A 19106-nucleotide genomic window follows, 5' to 3' on the forward strand; every position below is an offset into this window, starting at 1 on the left:
CCGAGAGGATCCACTCCGATGCTGTACTCCACGACGACACCGCAGGCCAAGCGGTCGAAACTCCGGGAGCTGCTCGTCCCCGGCACCGCCCGGCAGTTCCCCGGCGCGTTCAACCCGCTCTCCGCGCGGCTGATCGAGCAGAAGGGCTTCGACGGGGTCTACATCTCCGGCGCCGTTCTCGCCAACGACCTCGGCCTGCCCGACATCGGGCTGACGACGCTGACCGAGGTCGCCACGCGGGCCGGGCAGATCGCCCGGATGACCGACCTGCCGGCCCTGGTCGACGCGGACACGGGCTTCGGTGAACCGATGAACGTCGCCCGCACGGTGCAGGAACTCGAGAACGCCGGCCTGGCCGGGTGCCACATCGAGGACCAGATCAACCCCAAGCGCTGCGGCCACCTGGACGGCAAGGCCGTCGTCGACACCGAGACGGCGCTGAAGCGGATCAAGGCGGCCGCGGACGGGCGCCGCGACCAGAACTTCCTGATCATGGCCCGCACCGACATCCGCGCCACGGACACGGGCCCCGCCGGTCTGGACGCCGCCGTCGAGCGGGCGAAGGCCCTGGTCGACGCCGGCGCGGACGCCATCTTCCCCGAGGCGATGGCCACGGTCGAGGAATTCGCGGCCATCTGTGCGGCCGTGGACGTACCGGTGCTCGCGAACATGACGGAGTTCGGCAAGTCCGACCTGTTCACCCGGAAGCAGCTGGCCGACGCCGGTGTCGCCCTGGTGATCTACCCCGTGACCCTGCTGCGGATCGCGCTCGGAGCGGCCGAGCGGGCGCTCGACACCCTGGCCGCGGACGGCACGCAGGCCGGTGCGGTCCCCGACATGGCGACCCGGGCGCGGCTGTACGATCTCGTTGACTACGAGGCGTACAACCGGTTCGACACCGGGGTGTTCAACTTCCAGGTCCCGGGCACACCCACGACCGGACCGACGACGACAGGAGCTTCCTCATGACCGAGACCGACATCAAGAAGGGGCTCGCGGGCGTCGTCGTCGACACCACCGCGGTCTCCAAGGTCAACCCCGAGACCAACTCGCTGCTCTACCGCGGCTATCCCGTGCAGGAGCTCGCCGCCTCGTGCAGCTTCGAGCAGGTGGCCCTGCTGCTGTGGAACGGCGAGCTGCCGTCCGATAGCGAGCTGGCCGAGTTCACCGCGTTCGAGCGGTCCCACCGGGCGCTCTCCCCCGAGCTGAAGCAGATCATCGACGCCCTGCCCGCCACCTGTCACCCGATGGACGTGTGCCGCACCGCCGCGTCCGTGCTCGGCGCGCAGGACCCGACCGCGGAGGACTCGTCACGGGAGGCGAACCTCGCCAAGGCGAAGTCCCTGCTGGCGGCCATGCCCGCCGTCGTCGCCTACGACCAGCGCCGCCGCCGCGGCCAGGAGCTCGTGGAACCGCGCGACGACCTGGGCTACGCGCAGAACTTCCTGTGGATGACGTTCGGCGAGGAGGCCGCGCCGCCGGTCGTCGAGGCGTTCAACGTCTCGATGATCCTGTACGCCGAGCACTCCTTCAACGCCTCCACGTTCACCGCCCGCGTCATCACCTCGACCCTCGCGGACCTGCACTCGGCCGTCGTCGGCGCGATCGGCGCCCTCAAGGGTCCGCTGCACGGCGGCGCCAACGAGGCCGTGATGCACACCTTCGACGAGATCGGCATCCGGCAGGAGGAGACCGCCGAGGAGGCCGAGGCCCGGGCGAAAGCGTGGATGGACGACGCCCTGGCGCAGAAGAAGAAGGTGATGGGCTTCGGGCACCGCGTCTACAAGAACGGCGACTCCCGGGTGCCGACCATGAAGGCCGCCCTGGACGCGATGATCGAGCACTACGACCGGCCCGAGCTGCTCGGCCTGTACAACGGCCTCGAGAAGTCGATGGGCGAGGCGAAGAACATCAAGCCGAACCTCGACTACCCGGCCGGCCCCGCCTACCACCTGATGGGCTTCGACACCCCGACGTTCACCCCACTGTTCGTCGCCTCGCGGATCTCCGGGTGGACCGCCCACATCATGGAGCAGCTCGAGTCCAACGCCCTGATCCGGCCGCTGAGCGCGTACAACGGCCCGGACGAGCGTCACGTGAGCTGAGGCTCGCCGTCCCCACGGCGACGGCCGGCGGTCGCCCTCTCCGGGTGGCCGCCGGCCGTCGGCGTTCCGGGGTGGGCTACTCCTCGGTGTCCTCCTCCTCCGCGAGAATCCGGTAGATCGCCCGCCGCGCGGCGTCGACCTCCTTGATGGCGGCGCGCTGCTGCGCCTCGGGGGCGTTGCGCAGCTGCTTGGCCGCCTTGGCCAGTTCGGCGATGCTGCTGAACAGTTCGATGGTCTCGGAACCGGGCCAGGGGCCGTGCGAGGGCGCGGTGTCCCACACGGCGTCGATCGTCTCGCGATGCTCCTCGACGTAGGCACGGCCCTCGTCGGTGAGCGCGTACTCGACGCTGCGGCCCTGCCCTTCGCCGGCGACGAGCCCCTCGTCGACGAGCTGGGAGAGGATCGGGTAGATCGATCCGGCGCTCGGCGTCCAGGCGTCCTCGGTGCGCGAGGCGATGGTCTTCATCACCCCGTACCCGTTCGACGGCGCCTCGGTCAGGACGGCGAGGACCGCCAGGCGGATGTCGCCACGGCCGGCGCGACGCCGTCCGCCGGGCCCGCCCCAGCCCCGCGGGCCGAAGCCCATCGAACCGAACCAGGCGGCGGGATCGCCGCCGGCCCAGGGCGGTCGGCCCCCGCCGCCGCCACCGAAGCCGGGTCCGAACCCACCGCGGCCGGCGCCGCCCCAACCGGGGCCGCCCCAGCCGCCGGGACCGAAGCCGCGGCCGCCCTCGGGGCCCTCGTCCGAGCCGGGAAATCCATGATGGTGTCGCATGATCGCGACCTCCTGTGCTGCTGAAAGGTCGACGAACCGGATCTCCGGTCCGCCCGCATCGTGGGCCCTCGACGGAACTCCCGCGGTGCGTGCGTTAACGATATATCGCGATACAACGCGATACAAGGGGTCCGGTCCTCCTGCTCAATCGAGCGGAACGCTCCAGCTGGCGCGGACGGTGGCGTTGTCGTCGGCGAGGACGACGACGGTGTGGCGGCGCTCCCCGGCGAGCATCCGGGGCAACCAGTGCTCGGCGTCGGCCCACATCCGCTCGACGGGCAACTGCTGGTGGGCGAACCACTCCGGCGCGATCTCGGCCGTCTCCCGCAGCGTGCCGCCCCACCGTCGGGTCGTGAACAACGCCGTCGCCATCGACCATGCGGGCCTGGCGGGGAAGTGGAAGTCGACGACGCCGGCGAGGTTCACGTCCTCGAGCGAGGTGGTCAGGCCGGACTCCTCGGCCAGTTCCCGGCAGGCCGCCTGAGCATCGCTCTCCCCCGGTTCGACGTGGCCGCCGAGTCCGACCATCCGGCCCACCCCGAAGCCGGTCTTCTTCAGGCCGAGCAGCACCTCGGGGACGCCGTCACGCTCGCGGAGCGGGAAGCACAGGGCGATCGGGGTCAGCGTCTCCCGGGTCGGCAGATCCGGGACGGTCACGGGCGGGATCGACACGCTCCCAGCGTAGTGCGGCGGTCGGGCACCGCCCGCTACCCCAGGGCGCGCGGGTGGGCGGCCGCGTAGACCTCCCGCAGGGTGTCCGCCGTGACCAGGGTGTACACCTGCGTCGTCGTGACGGACGCGTGGCCCAGCAGTTCCTGCACCACCCGGACGTCCGCACCGCCCTCGAGAAGGTGGGTCGCGAACGAGTGGCGCAGCGTGTGCGGGGAGACCTCGCGGGTGATCTGCGCCTTCTCGGCGGCGGCCTTGAGGATGCTCCACGCGCTCTGCCGGCTCAGTCGCCCGCCCCGGGCGTTGAGGAACAAGCCCGGGTCGCCCTTGCCCTTGGCCGCCAGCGCCGGCCGGCCGCGCACCAGATAGGCGTCCACCGACCGCACGGCGTACGAGCCGAGCGGCACCACCCGCTCCTTCGATCCCTTCCCGAACAACCGGACGACGTCGGTCATCTCCCCGCCGTCGGTGCCCGGCCCCTCGTCGGCGAAGGACGACGCCAGGTACACGTCGTCGACGTCCAGCCCCACCGCCTCGCTGATTCGCGCCCCGGTCGCGTAGAGGAACTCGAGCAGCGCCCGGTCGCGCAGCCCCGTCGCGGTGTCCGAGCCGGCCGCCGCCAGGATCCGATCCACCTCGTCCACGGTGATCGCCTTGGGCAGCCGCTTGCCCGGCATCGGGGGGTGCACCTCGGCGGCCGGGTCGGTGGGGGTGACGCCCTCGAGCGCCCAGTACCGGTGCAGGCCGCGGACGGCGACGACGGTGCGCGCAGCGGACCGCACGCTCAGCGCCGCCCCGCCGTCGGACCCGTCACCGAGCGCCTGCGCGAACGCGGTCACGTCGGCCCGGGCGACGTCGGCCGGCCGGGTCACCGACCGGGAGGCCAGGAAGTGCAGGTACCGGCGCAGATCCCGCCGGTACGCGGCGAGCGTGTTGCCGGCCAGGCCCCGCTCGACGCTGACGTGCACGAGGTACTCCCCCGCGGCCCGCCCGAGCGGACTCGCCCGGAACGGGTCGTCCGACGAGTCGACCGGACCAGTCTGCGGAGGGACACCGCCCGGGTCGACCGGGGGCACGACGCGGGTCACCGCTCAGCCGCGGTTGCGCGGCCGGTTCTCGGGCCGGGTGGGGTCCTCGGGGAACGGCGCGTCGGCGGGCCGCAGGTGATCGAAGCCGGTGGCCTGGGCCGCGGCGGTGGCGAGGACGGCGACGACGGCGGACGGGCTGTGCAGCCGGCCCGCGAGCACGGCGGTGACGGCGTCCTGCACGTCGAACCAGCCGGTCTCGATCTCGGCCTCCTCGTCCTCGCGCTGGTGCCGGTCGGCCTCGGGCACGGGCCGCAGCCCGCGGGCGAGGTAGACCCGCTGCACCTCGGAGGAGGAGCCCGGCGAATTGTGGAAGTCGACGAGCACGTTCCACCGCTCGGCGATCAGATCCGCCTCCTCGGCCAGCTCCCGGGCGGCCGCGGTCTGCACGTCCTCCCCCTCGACGTCGAGCAGCCCGGCCGGGATCTCCCACAGATTCATCCGCACCGGGTGCCGGTACTGGTTGATCAGCAGGATCTGACCGTCGTCGTTCAACGCCACGATCGAGACGGCGCCGGTGTGCGCGACGTACTCCCGCGTGATCGGTTCGCCGTCCTCGGTGAGGGAGAAGGTGTCGGACCGGACGTCCCAGATCTTGCCGTCGAAGACGACGTCGGAGCCGCGGGTGAACCGTTCGCGGTGGGTGTCCTGCAGGGGCGTCGCCATGCCTCAGTTCACCTCGACCAGGCGACCGTCGCGCTGGCGCTGCAGGGCGGCCTGCACGAGGCCGGCGAACAGCGGGTGCGGCCGGGTCGGCCGGGAGGAGAGCTCGGGGTGCGCCTGGGTGCCCACGTAGTAGGGGTGCACGTCCCGGGGCAGCTCGACGTACTCGACGAGCTCCCGGTCCGGGGACAGCCCGGAGAACACCAGGCCCGCCGCCTCGATCTGCGGACGGAACTCGTTGTTGACCTCGTACCGGTGCCGGTGCCGCTCGGAGGCGCTGGTGGCGCCGTAGACCTCGGAGACGATCGACCCCTCGGCCAGGTCCGCCGGGTAGAGGCCGAGCCGCATGGTGCCGCCCATGTCGCCCTGACCGGCCACGATGCTCTTCTGCTCGGCCATGGTGGCGATCACCGGGTGCGTCGAGTCGGACTCGAACTCGCTGGAGGAGGCGTCCTCCCAGCCGACGACGTTGCGGGCGTACTCGATCACCATGCACTGCAGGCCCAGGCACAGGCCCAGCGCCGGCACCTGGTTCTCGCGCGCCCAGCGCAGGGCGCCGAGTTTGCCCTCGAGGCCACGGATGCCGAAGCCGCCGGGCACGCAGATCGCGTCCACGCCGTCGAGCGCCTTCCGGGAGCCGTCCGGCGTCGCGCACTCGTCCGAGCGGACCCAGCGCAGCGACACCTTCGCGTCGGTCGCGAACCCGCCGGCCCGCAGCGCCTCGGTGACGGAGAGGTAGGCGTCGGGCAGGTCGATGTACTTGCCGACGAGCGCGACCTCCACCTCGTGCTTGGGGTGGTGCACGGCCTCGAGCAGCCGGTCCCAGTCGGTCCAGTCGACGTCCTTGAAGGACAGGCCGAGGTGGCGGACGATGTACGCGTCCAGGCCCTGGGCGTGCAGGGTCTTGGGGATGTCGTAGATGCTCGGCGCGTCCGGGCAGGCGATGACGGCCTCGGGGTCGACGTCGCAGGCGCGGCCGATCTTGATCTGCATGGCGTCCGGGACGGGCCGGTCCGCCCGCAGCACGATGGCGTCGGGCTGGATGCCGATGCTGCGCAGCGCGGCGACGGAGTGCTGCGTCGGCTTGGTCTTCATCTCCTGCGACGGGCCGATGTACGGCACGAGGGAGACGTGCAGGAAGAACACGTTGGCCCGGCCGATGTCCTGACGGACCTGGCGCGCGGCCTCGAGGAACGGCTGCGACTCGATGTCGCCGACGGTGCCGCCGATCTCGGTGATGATGATGTCCGGCGCGTTCGGGGTGCTCGCCGCGAACCGCATCCGGTTCTTGATCTCGTCGGTGATGTGCGGGATGACCTGCACGGTGTCACCGAGGTACTCGCCGCGGCGCTCCTTGGCGATGACGGAGGAGTACACCTGGCCGGTGGTCACGTTCGAGGAGGCGTTGAGGTTCTCGTCGAGGAACCGCTCGTAGTGCCCGATGTCCAGGTCGGTCTCGGCGCCGTCGTCGGTGACGAACACCTCACCGTGCTGGAACGGGTTCATGGTGCCGGGGTCCACGTTCAGGTACGGGTCGAGCTTCTGCATCGTCACGGAGAGACCGCGCTTGCGCAGGACGTGACCGAGGCTGGAAGCCGTCAGGCCCTTGCCGAGGGAGGACGCCACACCCCCCGTCACGAAGATGTGACGCGTCATCGTGGACGAGCCTTTGGCCGGGGATCCGCTGTGTGTATTCGTTCGCTGCACCACGGAGTTCGAGCCTATCAGGCGCGCGCGGCCTCGAGCAGTTCCCGGGCGTGCGCGCGCGCCGTCGCGGACTGCTCCTGACCGGCCAGCATGCGGGCGAGCTCGACGACGCGGTCCTCGGCGTCCAGCACGGAGACGTCGCTCGTGGTCACGCCGGCGGACGCGTCGGAGGTCTTGAGCACGCGGATGTGCCGGTCGGCGAAGGCGGCCACCTGTGGCAGATGGGTGACGACGATGACCTGCACGTGCCGGGCCAGCCGGGCGAGTCGTCGGCCGATCTCGACCGCCGCCTTGCCGCCCACACCCGCGTCGACCTCGTCGAAGACGAAGGTCGGGACCGGGTCCACCTGGGCGAGCACCACCTCGAGGGCGAGCATGACGCGGGAGAGCTCACCGCCCGAGGCGCCCTTGCCCAGCGGCCGCGGCGCGGACCCGGCGTGGGGCTGGAGCAGCATGGCGATCTCGTCGGCGCCGTGCGGGCCGGGCTCGCCGCCGCCCTCGACGCGGACGACCAGGGTCGCGTCCTTCATGGCCAGGGCGGTCAGCTCGCTGCTGACGGCGGTGGCCAGCCGGTCCGCGGCCTCGGCCCTGAGGGCGGTCACCGTGGCGGCCTGCTCGGTCATCGCCGTCTCCGCCTCGGCGACCTCGGCCTGCAGGGCCTCGATCCGGCTGCTGTCGTCGGTGAGCTCGTCGAGCCGGGTGCGGGAGGTGGCGGCCCAGTCGAGCACCTCGTCGATGGTGGAGCCGTAGCGCCGGGTCAGCGTGGTCAGGGCGGCGCGCCGGTCCTCGACCTCGGCGAGCCGGGCGGGCCCGCTCTCGTCGAGCCGGGCGGAGTAGCCGGCGAGGTCGGAGGCGATGTCGGCGACGAGGTAGCCGACCTCGGCGACGCGTTTCGCGGCCGCGGCGATCTCCTCGTCGTCACCGGACTCCGCCTCCAGGGCCCGGCGCGCCGCGTCGACCAGCCGGGCGACGTCGGGCGCGTCGTCGACGCCGTCGGACACCAGCGCCTGGTGCGCGGTGAGCGCGGCGATGCGCAGCTGTTCGATGTTGCCGAGCTTGAGCGCCTCGGCGCGCAGGGCGTCGTCCTCCCCCGGCTGCGGGTCGGTGGTGTCGATCTCCTCCAGCGCCGCCTGCAGGCTCTCGGCCTCGCGCAGCCGCTCGCGCTGGTGCTCGGTCAGCTCCCGCAGGGTGGCCGCGGCGTCCGCGTGGCGACGCCAGGTGCGCTGGTACTCCCCCAGGGCCGCGGCGAGCTCGGCCCCGGCGAAGGCATCGAGCGCGGTGCGCTGGGCGGCCGGTGAGGCCAGCCGCAGCTGGTCCGACTGGCCGTGCACGGCGACGAGGTGCTGCCCCATGCCGGCCAGGACCCCGACGGGCACGGTCCGGCCCCCGGCGTGGGCGCGGCTGCGACCCTCGGCGCTGACGGTGCGGGCGATCAGCAGCTCGAGGGCGTCACCCGCGTCGTCCAGCACGGCCCCGGCGTCCTCGGCGGCCGCCCTGACCGCCGTGGTGGCCCCGGCGCCGGGGGCGAGCCGGACGGTGGACTCGACGACGGCGGAGGCGGCACCCGCGCGCACGGCGCCGGCGTCCGCACGGGCCCCGAGCAGCAGCCCCAGCGCCGTGACGACCATGGTCTTGCCCGCCCCGGTCTCGCCGGTGACCACGGTGAGGCCCGGACCGAGCGGCAGGGTCGCCTCGGTGATGACCCCGAGGTCGCTGATGCGGATCTCCTCGATCATCGCCGCGCCTCGGCGGCGGCGTCGTCGGGCTCGTCCTGGTCCCGCGGCGGCACCGGCACCGCCCCGGTCACCGGATGCGCGACCGAGGGTCCCCGCCAGCCGGCCGTGGGCAGGGAGAACTTGCGCACCAGCCGCTCCGAGAACGGCGCGACGTGGGTGCGGGCCAGCCGCACCGGCGTGGCCGAGCGGGTCACCTCGATCCGGGAGCCGGTGGGCACCTCGGTCGCACGACGCCCGTCGCACCAGAGCACGCCGGAGGCGTCGGTGCGGTTGAGCACCTCGACGGCGAGGGTGGAGGTGGGCGCGACGACGAGGGGCTTGGCGAATAGCGCGTGGGCGCTCAGCGGCACCATCAGCAGGGCGTCCACCTCGGGCCACACCACCGGGCCACCGGCGGAGAACGCGTACGCGGTGGACCCGGTCGGCGTGGCCATCACGACGCCGTCGCAGCCGAAGGTGCTGATCGGGCGTCCGTCGACCTCCATCACCACCTCGATCATCCGCGCCCGGTCGGACTTCTCCACGCTGGCCTCGTTCAGGGCCCAGTTGTGGTCCACCTGCCGGCCGTCGCGCCACACGGCGACGTCGATGGTCATCCGCTCCTCGATGTCGTAGGCCCGGTCGGCCACTTGGCGGATGGTCTCGGCCAGGTCGGTGCGATCGCTCTCGGCGAGGAAGCCGACGTGTCCGAGGTTGACGCCGAGCAGCGGGACGGCGGAGTGCCGCACCAGTTCGGCCGACCGCAGGATGGTGCCGTCGCCGCCGAGCACCATGCCCAGCTCGACGTCCGCGAGGCTGACGTGCTCGTTGAGGATCTCCCCGCACGCGACCTCGACGCCGACGTCGGCGAGCGCGTCCCGGTCGGTGCGGGTCAGGACCGCCGCGAGACCCTCGTCCTGCAGTTGCTTCGCCGTGGTCACCGTCGCGTCGATGGCGTCGGGGCGTCCGGTGTGAGGCAACAGGAGGATGCGGCGGGTCATGACTCGATGGTAGGCGCTCGGGTGCCCCCCACCGCCGGACCCGGACCGGCTGGTGACAACCGGGTCAGGCGGCGAGGCGGGCGCCGAGCCACAGGAAGAACTCGACGTTGCCGTCCTGGCCGGGCAGGGGACTGACCGCCTCCCCGCGGAGGGTGAGCCCCGCCTCGCCTGCCGCGGCGATCACGCCGTCGACGGCGGCGCGCCGGTCGGCCTCCGCGACGACGACGCCGCCCTTGCCGAGCCGGGACCGGCCCACCTCGAACTGGGGTTTGACCATCAGCAGCAGGTCCCCGCCCGGGGCGGTGACCGCGGCGAGCGGCTCGACCACCAGGCGCAACGAGATGAACGACAGGTCGGCGACCGTCAGCTCGACCGGGCCGCCGATGTCGGCGGCGGTCAGGTGCCGGATGTTCAGGCCCTCGACGACCCGCACGCGGGGGTCGTCGCGCAGCTGCGGGACGAGCTGGTCGTGCCCGACGTCGACGGCGGCGACCTCGCGGGCGCCGGCGCGCAGCAGCACGTCGGTGAACCCGCCCGTGGAGGCACCGGCGTCGAGGCAGCGGCGCCCGTGCACGCGCACGTCGGGGAAGGCCCGCAGGGCGCCGGCGAGCTTGTGCCCGGCGCGGCTGACGAACTCCTCGTCCGCCGCGGTGACGTCGACGACGTCGTCGGCTGCCGTGCCGGCCGAGGGCTTGGCCGCCGGCGACCCGTTGACGGTGACCCGGCCCTCGCGCACCAGGGACGCGGCGTGGGTGCGGGAGCGCGCCAGCCCGCGGGCGACCAGCTCGACGTCGAGCCGGCTCACCGGGCCCGCCTCACGAGCCGGCTCACCGGGCCCGGCTCACCGGTCATGGGGCCGTGGGCCCTCGGGGGCGTCCAACTCGGCGGTCAGGGCCGCGTGCAGGTCGGCGTACACCGCCGTCGGGTCGTCGGCGGCCCCCGTGCGGACGGCGTCGAGACGCTCGAGGATGCCGCGGACGGCGTCGTCGGTCAGTGCCGGGTCGTGCAGGTCGGGAAGGTCGGGCCACTCCGGTGGCTCCCCCAGCTCCGTCACGTCCGGCGCCTCGCGATCGTTCACGCCCGCCAGTCTAGGTCCCGGCCCGCACGTCGAGGCCGGCCACCGGACGCGACGCCGCTATCCTCGGGTGGTGCATTCCCCCCGAGGCGCCTGCCGCGCCTGCCGGAACGGCGACGAGCTGGACATCGCCTTCTCCATGGCCTTCCAGCCGATCGTCGACGTCGAGACGTCGACGACCTTCGCGTACGAGGCGCTGGTCCGCGGGCCCGAGGGGCAGGGCGCGATGAGCGTGCTGGGCCAGGTGACCGAGGCGAACCGGTACGGCTTCGACCAGGCGTGCCGCGTCAAGGCGATCGAGACGGCGATGGCCGCGGGCATCGCCGACACGGACGCCCGGTTGTCCATCAACTTCCTGCCGAACGCGGTGTACTCGCCCGTCGCCTGCATCCAGCTGACGCTGCGCACGGCGGAACGGTACGCGTTCCCTCCGGAGCGGCTGATCTTCGAGTTCACGGAGAACGAGCAGATGGCGTCGCCCGATCACCTGGAGGCGATCATCGCCACCTACCGGGACATCGGGTTCGCCGTGGCCGTCGACGACTTCGGGGCCGGTCACTCCGGGCTGGACCTGTTCGCCCGCTTCCCCACCGACCTGGTGAAGCTGGACCGGGAGCTGGTGCGCGGCATCGACACCGATCGGCGCCGGCAGGCGGTGGCCCGCGCCCTGGTCGGCCTGTGCGCGGACCTGGACACGGTGCTGATCGCCGAGGGGATCGAGACGCTCGAGGAGGGGCGGGCGCTGCGCGACCTGGGGATCCGGTACCACCAGGGGTTCCTGTACGCGCGGCCCGGGTTCGAGTCGCTACCGGAGATCGCCGTCGCCCTCTGAGGCCGCAATACGCAGGTAACCGCGTCTCACTAGTCTCGGGGCATGGCATCACTCGCACCCGCCGCGTCGTCCCGCGCGCTGCTCCCGGTCGTCGTCGCGATCGGTGTCCTCACGGCGCTCGGCGCGGCGACCCTCGGCGCCGCCGCGGTGACGGCACCGGGATCCGCGCCGACCGTGCTGGGCCTGGGCGTGACGTGCTGGCTGCTCGGCGCGCGGCACGCCCTGGACGCGGACCACATCGCGGCGATCGACAACACGACCCGCCGGCTGCTGGACCGGTCAGACGGAGACTCGACGGGCACAGCCGACGCCGGCCGGCCCCGCGCCGCCACCACCGGCTTCTGGTTCGCCCTCGGGCACAGCACCGTCGTGTTCGCGGCGGTCGTGCTGATCACCGCCGGCGTCGCGGTGCTGCGCGACCAGCTCGCCGACGACGGGTCGCCGCTCGGCCGGTTCACCGGGGTGTGGGGACCCCTCGTCTCCAGCGCGTTCCTGCTGCTGATCGCGGTGCTGAACCTGCGGATGCTGGCCGCCACCCGGCGCGCGCTCGGCACCGACGGCGACCGGGTGCCCGCGCCGGCGGGCGGCCCACTGACCCGGCTGTTCGCCGCACCGCTGCGGCGGATCGACACGCCCCGAGCGATGTACCCGGTCGGGCTGCTGTTCGGGCTCGGCTTCGACACGGCGACGACGATCGGGCTGATCGTCATCGCCGCGGGATCCGCCGCCCTGCTGCCCGCGTGGGCGGCGCTCGCCCTGCCCGTCGTGTTCGCCGCCGGGATGACCCTGGTCGACACGCTCGACGCCGTCCTGATGGAACGCGCGTACGGGTGGGCGCTGCGTGACCGGCGCCGGCGGCTGACCTACAACACCGTCGTCACCGGCGTCTCGATCCTGGCCGCCGTCGGCGTCGCGGCCGTCACCCTGGCGGCACTGGGCACCGAGCTGCTCGGGGACGTGCCGGTGCTCGGCCGGCTCGCCGCCGTCGACCTGCAGTACGCGGGCGTCGCGCTGGTCGGCTTCTTCGCGGTCGCGTTCGCCGTGACGCTGCTGCGCACCCGCACCCCGACGTGACGGGACCGGTCACGGTAAGTACGCTTCACGTCATGAACGCAACTTCCGTGACGACGAGGTCGCGGGCGGCCACCCGGCCCCGGATGTCCCGCATGCGCCGGCGTGAGGCCATCGCCGGGTATCTGTTCATCTCGCCCTGGATCGTGGGTTTCCTCGTCTTCACGGTCGGCGCGATGGCCTACAGCCTCGTCATCTCCTTCAGCCGGTACAACCTGGCGACGAACCTCGCCCGCCCGGTGGGCACCCGCAACTACGAGCAGCTCTTCGCCGACCCGAAGGTCGCCACCGCGCTGGCCAACACGCTCTACTTCGCCGTCATGGCGGTGCCCCTGGAGATCTGTTTCGCGCTGCTGCTGGCGCTCCTGCTGTCCCGGGTCGGCCGCGGCGCCGGCTTCTTCCGGTCGGTGTTCTACCTGCCCAAGATGACGCCCGCCGTGGCCACGGCGTCCGTGTTCCTGCTGCTGCTCAACGGCAATACGGGCGCCATCAACCAGGCACTGCGGGCCATCGGGATCCCGGGCCCGCAGTGGCTGGTCGACCCGACCTGGGTCAAACCGTCGATCGTGCTGATGACCCTGTGGGGCGTCTCCGGCACCATGGTGATCTTCCTCGCCGCCCTGAAGGCGGTGCCGCTCGACCTGTACGAGGCGGCGGCGCTGGACGGGGCCGGGCCGGTTCGCCGCTTCTTCTCCATCACCGTGCCGATGATCTCGCCCACCATCTTCTTCAACGTCATCGTGCTGACCATCGCCGCGCTGCAGGTGTTCGACTCGGCGTACCTGCTGTTCTGGCGGGACCAGTCGAACGCATCCCCCGAGGCGTCGCTGTTCTACGGCATCTACCTGTTCCAGCAGGCGTTCCGGGACTTCAACTTCGGCTTCGCCTCGGCTATGGCGTGGCTGCTGTTCGTCATCATCATGCTGATCAGCCTGATCCAGACTCGCCTCGCGAAGCGCTGGGTGTACTACGAGGGAGGCGCGCAGTGAGCGAGCGAACCGAACCCGCACCGATGCGACGCGTCGCTTCCGGGGCCGTGGTGGGCGGGACGACGGCGACGACGGCCACCGGCGTCAGCACGGGCGGCACCGCGCCCTCCCCGGTGCTCGTCGCGGCCCCGGGCGCGGCCCCCGTCGAGCCCGCCGGCCGCCGCCGTCGGCGCGTCCGGCCGTGCACCGTGCTGCTGTGGGTGCTGCTGCTCGGGTTCACCGCCCTGTTCCTCTACCCGCTGGTGTGGCTGCTCGCCGCGAGCCTGAAGCCGCGCGGCGAGGTGTTCGACAACCGGCTGATCCCCCAGACCTTCACCCCCGAGAACTACGTGCAGGTCTGGCAGCAGCTGCCCCTGCTCAGCTGGCTGGGCAACAGCGTGCTCATCGCCGTCATCGCGGCCGGCCTGGTCACCATCTCCAGCGCCGTCGTCGCCTTCGGCTTCGCCTACTTCCGCTTCCCGGGCCGGAACCTGCTGTTCGGCCTGGTGCTGGCGACCATGATGCTGCCCGGGGCCGTGACCATGGTGCCGCAGTACCTGATCTGGAAGAACCTCGGGGTGCTGGGCACCTGGATCCCGCTGTTCGGGATGAACCTGTTCGGGTCGGCGTTCTACATCTTCCTGCAGCGCCAGTTCTTCCTGGGCCTGCCGCGGGACCTGTTCGAGGCCGCCCGCATCGACGGCGCCAGCTACGTCGGCATGTTCCGCCGGATCGCGCTGCCCCTGTCCGTCCCCTCGCTCATCATCATCTTCATCTTCGAGTTCCAGGCCAGCTGGAACAATCTCCAGGCCGCGCTGATCTACCTCAACGCCGGCTCCGAGGAGGGCTACACGGTGCCGCTGGGCATCGCGCGGGCGATGACGATGTTCTCGCCCACCAACGGCGGGCACGGCGACTACCAGTACGTCATGGTCGCGGCGCTGGTGGTCACCATCCCGATGCTGCTGCTGTTCTCCTTCGCGCAGCGCTACTTCATCGAGGGCGTGGCCACGCAGGGCCGGAAGGGCTGATGTTCGACGGCTTCACGGAGGAGCGGATCGACGTCGGCGACGCCGTGATCCTCACCCGGCACCGTGCCGGGGCCGGGCTGCCCGTGCTGCTGCTCCACGGGCACCCGCGGACGTCTGCGACGTGGCACCGGGTCGCGCCCCTGCTGGCGGACGCCGGCCTGCCCGTCGTGTGCGCGGACCTGCGCGGCTACGGCCGATCGACGGGGCCGGCACCGTCCCCGGACCACTCCGCCCACGCCAAGCGGGCCGTCGCGGGCGACATGCTCGCGGTCATGCGCAGCCTCGGGCACGAGCGGTTCGCCCTCGTCGGACACGACCGCGGCAGCTACGTCGCGCTTCGGCTGGCACTGGACCACCCCGCGGCCGTCTCCTGCGTCAGCCTGCTCGACTGCCTTCCCCTGAGCGAGCATCTCGATCGCGCCGACGCCCGCTTCGCCACCGCCTGGTGGCACTGGTTCTTCTACGCCCAGCCGGAAATCCCCGAGCGAGTCATCACCGCCGACCCCGACGCCTGGTACCGGGGCGACCCGGACACCATGGGCGCGGAGAATCACGCCGAGTGGCGGGCGGCCGTGCGGGACCCCGACGTGGTCCTGGCCATGCTCGAGGACTACCGGGCGGGGCTGACGGTCGACGCCGCCGCCGAGCGGGCCGACCGCGCCGCCGGGCGGCGGCTGACGATGCCGGTGCAGGTGCTGTGGTCCCGCCGGGACGACCTCGAGGACCTGTACGGGGATCCGCTGGCGATCTGGCGGAGCTGGGCGAGCGACCTGCGCGGCCACGGGATCGACTCCGGTCACCACCTCGCGGAGGAGGCTCCCGAGGAGCTGACGGCGGCGCTCCGGTCGTTCCTCGCGGACGTGGCCGCCCCGAGCCCGAAGGGCTGACGCCGGCAACGACGGAGGGATCGGCCCGGTCGGCTGACCCCCTCCGTCGGTCGCGGTGACGCCGGCGGCTACTGGTCCGCCGTCTGGTTGTACGAGCGCATCGCGGCGGCCTGCGCGTCCGCGAGCGCCTGCTGCGGCTCCTTCTGGCCGAGCAGGGCCGCCGTGATGGCGTTCTTCAGTTCGTTCTTGATCGCCTCGCCGGCGGGCGAGACGCCGATCGACTTCCCGTCGTCGACGATGTCGTAGAAGGTGCTGATCGCCGCGTCGAAGCCCGCGTTGCCGGTCGCCTTGACGTACTTCTGCCGGATCGCGGTGTCGGCGGCCGGCGAGCCGGTGAACAGGCCGGTGTTGATCGCGCCCGGCGTCTTGGCCAGCGTCTCGGACCGGGCCTTCGCCGCGGCGTCCCATGCCGGCTGCGAGACGAGGCTGAGTGCCCAGGCGCACGCGGCGTCGGGATTCTTGGCGCTGGCCGGGATGACGAAGGCGCTGCCACCGGCGTAGGTGATGGGCTTGCCCTCGGTGTCCTTGAAGGCGACGGCGGAGATCTTCTCCTGCGCCACGTACGGGGAGAGCACGTTCAGGTACCACTGGGCGTTGGCCTGGGCCCCCACCTGATCCTTGACGTACTGGTTGTTCTTGCCGAACGTGTCGAAGGCGTCGGAGAAACTCTTGATCTTCGCGTGCCCGCCCTGGGCGTCGGAGATCTTCTTCAGTGTCTCGATCGCGGTGACGTTCTTCGCGTCGTCGAGGGTGGGCTTGCCGCTGTCGTCCATCAGCTTGCCGCCGCTGGCGAGCATCCACAGCTCCGGCTGGCCCGTCGCCACGGGGTCGAACCCCAGCCGGGTCGGGGCGCCGCCGCTGGCCTTGTACATTGTCTTGGCTGCGGCCACCAGGTCGTCGGGCTTCGAGGTGTCGATCTGCTCGGCCTTCACCCCGGCCTCGTCCAGCACGCGGGTGTTCGTGATGATGGCGGCGGGCTGGTAGAACTGCGGCACCGCCCACAGCTGGTCCCTGTACTTCACCGAGTCGGCGACCGCCGGGTAGAACAGCGTCGACGCGTCCACGTGGTGCGCGGCGTAGCACTGGTCGAGCGGCTTGATCAGGCCCTGCGCGGCGTAGGTGCCGACCAGCGCCCGGTCCATCTGCACGACGTCGGGCAGGTCGCCGGAGGCGGCCCGGGTGGTGAACTTCTGCGAGTCGAACGACGTCTGGTCCAGCTTGACGGTGACCCCGCCGACCTGGCTCTGCGCGTAGGCGAGGCGGGCCTTGCCCACGTCGTCCGCGTTGTCGAACGCCCAGGCGCTCAGGGTGCCGGAGGGGCTCGCGCCGAACGACGCCGCCTCGGAGGAGTCGTCTCCACCGGAGTCACTGCCGCCGGCGCAACCCGTCAGGGCGAGAGCGGAAACGAGGAGTACGGCCGACGCGGGCCGGACGGGAAGCGACATCGTTGTCCTCCGATCAGGGGCCGGCGAACGACCGGCAAACGGTGCGTCCCTACATCAGCACGCTGTGAGATGAACGTAGACCAGGCACCAGACCGGGGCAACTCGGCGCGCTGGACCCCGTCCCGGGCTCGCGAGGGCGTCGCCGGTGCAGGTGTCACCGCCGGGAAACACGGCGCTGACGTGGGCGCAACGGTGACTCGTCAGGGTGGGAGGGTCAGCATCCGCTCGCCCGCACCCCGGGAGGACCACGATGAGCACCGCATCTCCGGCCGCACCGCCGGCCGACACCGACGCCGCCCGTGCGGCCACCCGCGAATCGCTCGAGGACTACACGCTGCGGTTCGCCCCACGGTCCTACCGGCGCTGGGGGCCGGCGGTCGTCGCCACCAGCGCTCTGGGCGGCATCGCGTATCTGGCGGACTTCTCCATCGGCGCGAACATCGGCATGGCCCACGGCACCGTCAACGCCCTGCTCGGCATCGGCGTCGCCGCCGTCATCATCTTCGTCACCGGCTTACCGCTGGCCTACTACGCGGCCCGGTACAACATCGACCTGGACCTGATCACCCGGGGCGCCGGCTTCGGCTACTACGGGTCCGTGGTCACGAACATCGTCTTCGCGACCTTCACGTTCATCTTCTTCGCACTCGAGGGCTCGATCATGGCTCAGGGCCTTGAACTCGGCCTCGGCATCCCCCGGCCGGTCGGCTACGCTCTCTCGACCCTGATGATCATCCCGCTGGTGATCTACGGGATGAAGATCCTGGCGAAGCTGCAGGTGTGGACGACGCCGCTGTGGCTGCTGCTGATGGTGATCCCGCTGGTGTACCTGGTGGCCACGCACCCGGAGTCCGTGTCGCAGTTCTTCGCGTACGGCGGCCAGGCCGGAGAGGGGTCCCCCGACCTGGCGTCCGTGATGCTCGCGGCGGGCGTCTGCCTGTCCCTGATGGCCCAGATCGCCGAGCAGATCGACTACCTGCGGTTCATGCCGCCCCGCACGGACGCCAACCGCCGCGCCTGGTGGACCGCCGTGGTCATGGCCGGCCCGGGGTGGGTGGTGTTCGGGGCGCTCAAGCAGGCCATCGGCCTGTTCATCGCGGTCTACGTCATCGCGAACCTCGACCCGGCGGCGTCGGCGACGGCGAACGAGCCGGTGCACCAGTTCCTCGGCGTGTACGCCGAGATGATGCCGGCCTGGCTGGCGATGACCCTCGCCGTCGTGCTGGTGGTCATCTCGCAGATCAAGATCAACGTCACCAACGCGTACTCCGGCTCGCTGGCCTGGACCAACAGCTTCACCCGGGTGACCGGCACCTATCCGGGCCGGCTGGTGTTCGTGCTCGTCAACCTCGGCATCGCCCTGGCGCTGATGGAGGCGAACATGTTCGACGTGCTCAACACCATCCTCGGGTTCTACGCCAACTGCGCGATGGCGTGGGTGGTCACCGTCGCCACCGACATCGGGATCAACAAGTACCTGCTGAAGATCTCGCCGAAGGCCCCTGAGTTCCGCCGGGGCATGCTCTACGCCGTCAACCCGGTGGGGTTCGTGTCGATGCTGGCCTCGGCGCTCGCCTCGATCGCGGTGTTCTTCGGGGCCTTCGGTCCGGGTGTGCAGCCGTTCTCCCCGATCGTGGCGGTCGGCCTGGCCGTCGTGCTACCCCCGGTGCTCGCGGTCGCGACCCGGGGCCGGTACTACCTGCGCCGGTCCGACGACGGCATTGCGATCCCGATGGTCGACGCCGAGGGCAACCCGTCCGACGTCCGGCTGCGCTGCTGTGTCACGGGCCTGGACTTCGAGCGGCCCGACATGCTCGCATCGGCCCGGAGCGGGCCCGACGGCGAACCGCTGTTCATCTCCTCGCTCGCGCTGGCGACCGATCGGACCGGGGAGCACCTCCTGCCGGCCGACCCTCCGGCGCCGGGACGAGCGGGTGCGATCACCGCCACGGCGGCGCTGTCACCTGCCCGGGTGAACGAGCCGGAAACGGAGCCGGCCACGCGCTCGTGACGCGGTCGCTGGACGATCACCGCATGTCGGATCGACAAAACCATTGAAATGCTCCAGTCACTCTCC

Annotated in this window: 18 protein-coding genes; 8 read left to right on the forward strand and 10 right to left on the reverse strand. The window is 71.8% G+C overall.

Features of this window, described 5'->3' with window-relative positions:
- The first annotated feature begins 18 nt into the window (after window positions 1-18).
- Both prpB and IEX22_RS04095 read left to right on the forward strand, forming a co-directional pair.
- Window positions 19-969 (forward strand): methylisocitrate lyase, encoded by a 951-nt coding sequence (gene prpB / locus IEX22_RS04090; protein WP_188666647.1) that lies wholly within the window; start codon window positions 19-21, stop codon window positions 967-969.
- Complete coding sequence (locus tag IEX22_RS04095) at window positions 966-2105, forward strand: bifunctional 2-methylcitrate synthase/citrate synthase (RefSeq protein WP_188666649.1); 1140 nt, start codon at window positions 966-968, stop codon at window positions 2103-2105. The genes prpB and IEX22_RS04095 overlap by 4 nt, the downstream gene beginning before the upstream one ends.
- A gap of 76 nt (window positions 2106-2181) precedes the next feature.
- Here the strand turns inward: IEX22_RS04095 and IEX22_RS16005 are convergent, their stop codons facing one another.
- The 9 genes from IEX22_RS16005 to IEX22_RS04140 all read right to left on the reverse strand — a co-directional run bounded on the left by IEX22_RS16005 (window position 2182) and on the right by IEX22_RS04140 (window position 10798).
- Window positions 2182-2880: a PadR family transcriptional regulator gene (locus IEX22_RS16005; RefSeq protein ID WP_188666651.1), complete on the reverse strand. Its 699-nt coding sequence runs from the start codon at window positions 2878-2880 to the stop codon at window positions 2182-2184.
- 144 nt (window positions 2881-3024) lie between these two features.
- On the reverse strand, window positions 3025-3552 hold the full coding sequence (locus IEX22_RS04105) for an 8-oxo-dGTP diphosphatase (RefSeq protein WP_229659764.1): 528 nt from the start codon (window positions 3550-3552) through the stop codon (window positions 3025-3027).
- A gap of 35 nt (window positions 3553-3587) precedes the next feature.
- Complete coding sequence (gene xerD, locus IEX22_RS04110) at window positions 3588-4637, reverse strand: site-specific tyrosine recombinase XerD (protein WP_438816588.1); 1050 nt, start codon at window positions 4635-4637, stop codon at window positions 3588-3590.
- Between the two features lie 3 nt (window positions 4638-4640).
- Window positions 4641-5300 carry an NUDIX domain-containing protein gene (locus IEX22_RS04115; RefSeq protein WP_188666653.1) on the reverse strand — a complete coding sequence of 220 codons (660 nt, stop codon included), beginning with the start codon at window positions 5298-5300 and terminating at the stop codon, window positions 4641-4643.
- A gap of 3 nt (window positions 5301-5303) precedes the next feature.
- Window positions 5304-7025, reverse strand: coding sequence for a CTP synthase (pyrG, locus tag IEX22_RS04120; RefSeq protein ID WP_306464425.1), 1722 nt, complete (start codon window positions 7023-7025; stop codon window positions 5304-5306).
- A complete protein-coding gene (gene recN, locus IEX22_RS04125; protein WP_188666656.1) occupies window positions 7022-8740 on the reverse strand; it encodes a DNA repair protein RecN in 1719 nt (572 codons plus the stop codon). Before recN ends, pyrG begins: the two co-directional genes overlap by 4 nt.
- A complete protein-coding gene (locus IEX22_RS04130; protein ID WP_188666659.1) occupies window positions 8737-9720 on the reverse strand; it encodes an NAD kinase in 984 nt (327 codons plus the stop codon). Before IEX22_RS04130 ends, recN begins: the two co-directional genes overlap by 4 nt.
- Window positions 9721-9784: 64 nt before the next feature.
- Window positions 9785-10525 carry a TlyA family RNA methyltransferase gene (locus tag IEX22_RS04135; protein ID WP_188666661.1) on the reverse strand — a complete coding sequence of 247 codons (741 nt, stop codon included), beginning with the start codon at window positions 10523-10525 and terminating at the stop codon, window positions 9785-9787.
- Between the two features lie 36 nt (window positions 10526-10561).
- Window positions 10562-10798: a hypothetical protein gene (locus IEX22_RS04140; RefSeq protein ID WP_188666663.1), complete on the reverse strand. Its 237-nt coding sequence runs from the start codon at window positions 10796-10798 to the stop codon at window positions 10562-10564.
- A gap of 70 nt (window positions 10799-10868) precedes the next feature.
- Between IEX22_RS04140 and IEX22_RS04145 the strand changes: the two genes are divergently transcribed.
- The 5 genes from IEX22_RS04145 to IEX22_RS04165 are packed head-to-tail and all read left to right on the forward strand — an operon-like array spanning window position 10869 to window position 15584.
- Window positions 10869-11627, forward strand: coding sequence for an EAL domain-containing protein (locus tag IEX22_RS04145; RefSeq protein ID WP_229659765.1), 759 nt, complete (start codon window positions 10869-10871; stop codon window positions 11625-11627).
- Window positions 11628-11669: 42 nt separating this feature from the next.
- On the forward strand, window positions 11670-12701 hold the full coding sequence (locus tag IEX22_RS04150; RefSeq protein WP_188666665.1) for a HoxN/HupN/NixA family nickel/cobalt transporter: 1032 nt from the start codon (window positions 11670-11672) through the stop codon (window positions 12699-12701).
- 32 nt (window positions 12702-12733) lie between these two features.
- Window positions 12734-13687: a carbohydrate ABC transporter permease gene (locus IEX22_RS04155; protein WP_229659766.1), complete on the forward strand. Its 954-nt coding sequence runs from the start codon at window positions 12734-12736 to the stop codon at window positions 13685-13687.
- Window positions 13684-14697, forward strand: coding sequence for a carbohydrate ABC transporter permease (locus IEX22_RS04160; protein ID WP_229659767.1), 1014 nt, complete (start codon window positions 13684-13686; stop codon window positions 14695-14697). Before IEX22_RS04155 ends, IEX22_RS04160 begins: the two co-directional genes overlap by 4 nt.
- On the forward strand, window positions 14697-15584 hold the full coding sequence (locus IEX22_RS04165; protein ID WP_188666667.1) for an alpha/beta fold hydrolase: 888 nt from the start codon (window positions 14697-14699) through the stop codon (window positions 15582-15584). Before IEX22_RS04160 ends, IEX22_RS04165 begins: the two co-directional genes overlap by 1 nt.
- 68 nt (window positions 15585-15652) lie before the next feature.
- Here IEX22_RS04165 and IEX22_RS04170 read toward each other — a convergent pair whose 3' ends face one another.
- On the reverse strand, window positions 15653-17029 hold the full coding sequence (locus IEX22_RS04170) for an ABC transporter substrate-binding protein (RefSeq protein ID WP_188666669.1): 1377 nt from the start codon (window positions 17027-17029) through the stop codon (window positions 15653-15655).
- A gap of 250 nt (window positions 17030-17279) precedes the next feature.
- Here IEX22_RS04170 and IEX22_RS04175 point away from each other — a divergent pair, with 250 nt between their 5' ends.
- Window positions 17280-19040, forward strand: a complete 1761-nt coding sequence (locus IEX22_RS04175) for a purine-cytosine permease family protein (RefSeq protein WP_229659768.1) — start codon at window positions 17280-17282, stop codon at window positions 19038-19040.
- Window positions 19041-19106: the final 66 nt, after the last annotated feature.

This window comes from Tersicoccus solisilvae (assembly GCF_014643255.1).
In the GTDB taxonomy this organism is placed as follows: domain Bacteria; phylum Actinomycetota; class Actinomycetes; order Actinomycetales; family Micrococcaceae; genus Tersicoccus; species Tersicoccus solisilvae.

What these genes read in the sequence shown, in the direction of transcription:
- IEX22_RS04165 (WP_188666667.1), top strand. Translation starts at nt 14,697, where the DNA reads ATGTTCGACGGCTTCACGGAGGAGCGGATCGACGTCGGCGACGCCGTG.
- IEX22_RS04095 (WP_188666649.1), top strand. Translation starts at nt 966, where the DNA reads ATGACCGAGACCGACATCAAGAAGGGGCTCGCGGGCGTCGTCGTCGAC.
- IEX22_RS04175 (WP_229659768.1), top strand. Translation starts at nt 17,280, where the DNA reads ATGAGCACCGCATCTCCGGCCGCACCGCCGGCCGACACCGACGCCGCC.
- IEX22_RS04115 (WP_188666653.1), bottom strand. Translation starts at nt 5,300, where the DNA reads ATGGCGACGCCCCTGCAGGACACCCACCGCGAACGGTTCACCCGCGGC.
- IEX22_RS04170 (WP_188666669.1), bottom strand. Translation starts at nt 17,029, where the DNA reads ATGTCGCTTCCCGTCCGGCCCGCGTCGGCCGTACTCCTCGTTTCCGCT.
- recN (WP_188666656.1), bottom strand. Translation starts at nt 8,740, where the DNA reads ATGATCGAGGAGATCCGCATCAGCGACCTCGGGGTCATCACCGAGGCG.
- prpB (WP_188666647.1), top strand. Translation starts at nt 19, where the DNA reads ATGCTGTACTCCACGACGACACCGCAGGCCAAGCGGTCGAAACTCCGG.
- IEX22_RS16005 (WP_188666651.1), bottom strand. Translation starts at nt 2,880, where the DNA reads ATGCGACACCATCATGGATTTCCCGGCTCGGACGAGGGCCCCGAGGGC.
- IEX22_RS04150 (WP_188666665.1), top strand. Translation starts at nt 11,670, where the DNA reads ATGGCATCACTCGCACCCGCCGCGTCGTCCCGCGCGCTGCTCCCGGTC.
- IEX22_RS04155 (WP_229659766.1), top strand. Translation starts at nt 12,734, where the DNA reads ATGAACGCAACTTCCGTGACGACGAGGTCGCGGGCGGCCACCCGGCCC.
- IEX22_RS04130 (WP_188666659.1), bottom strand. Translation starts at nt 9,720, where the DNA reads ATGACCCGCCGCATCCTCCTGTTGCCTCACACCGGACGCCCCGACGCC.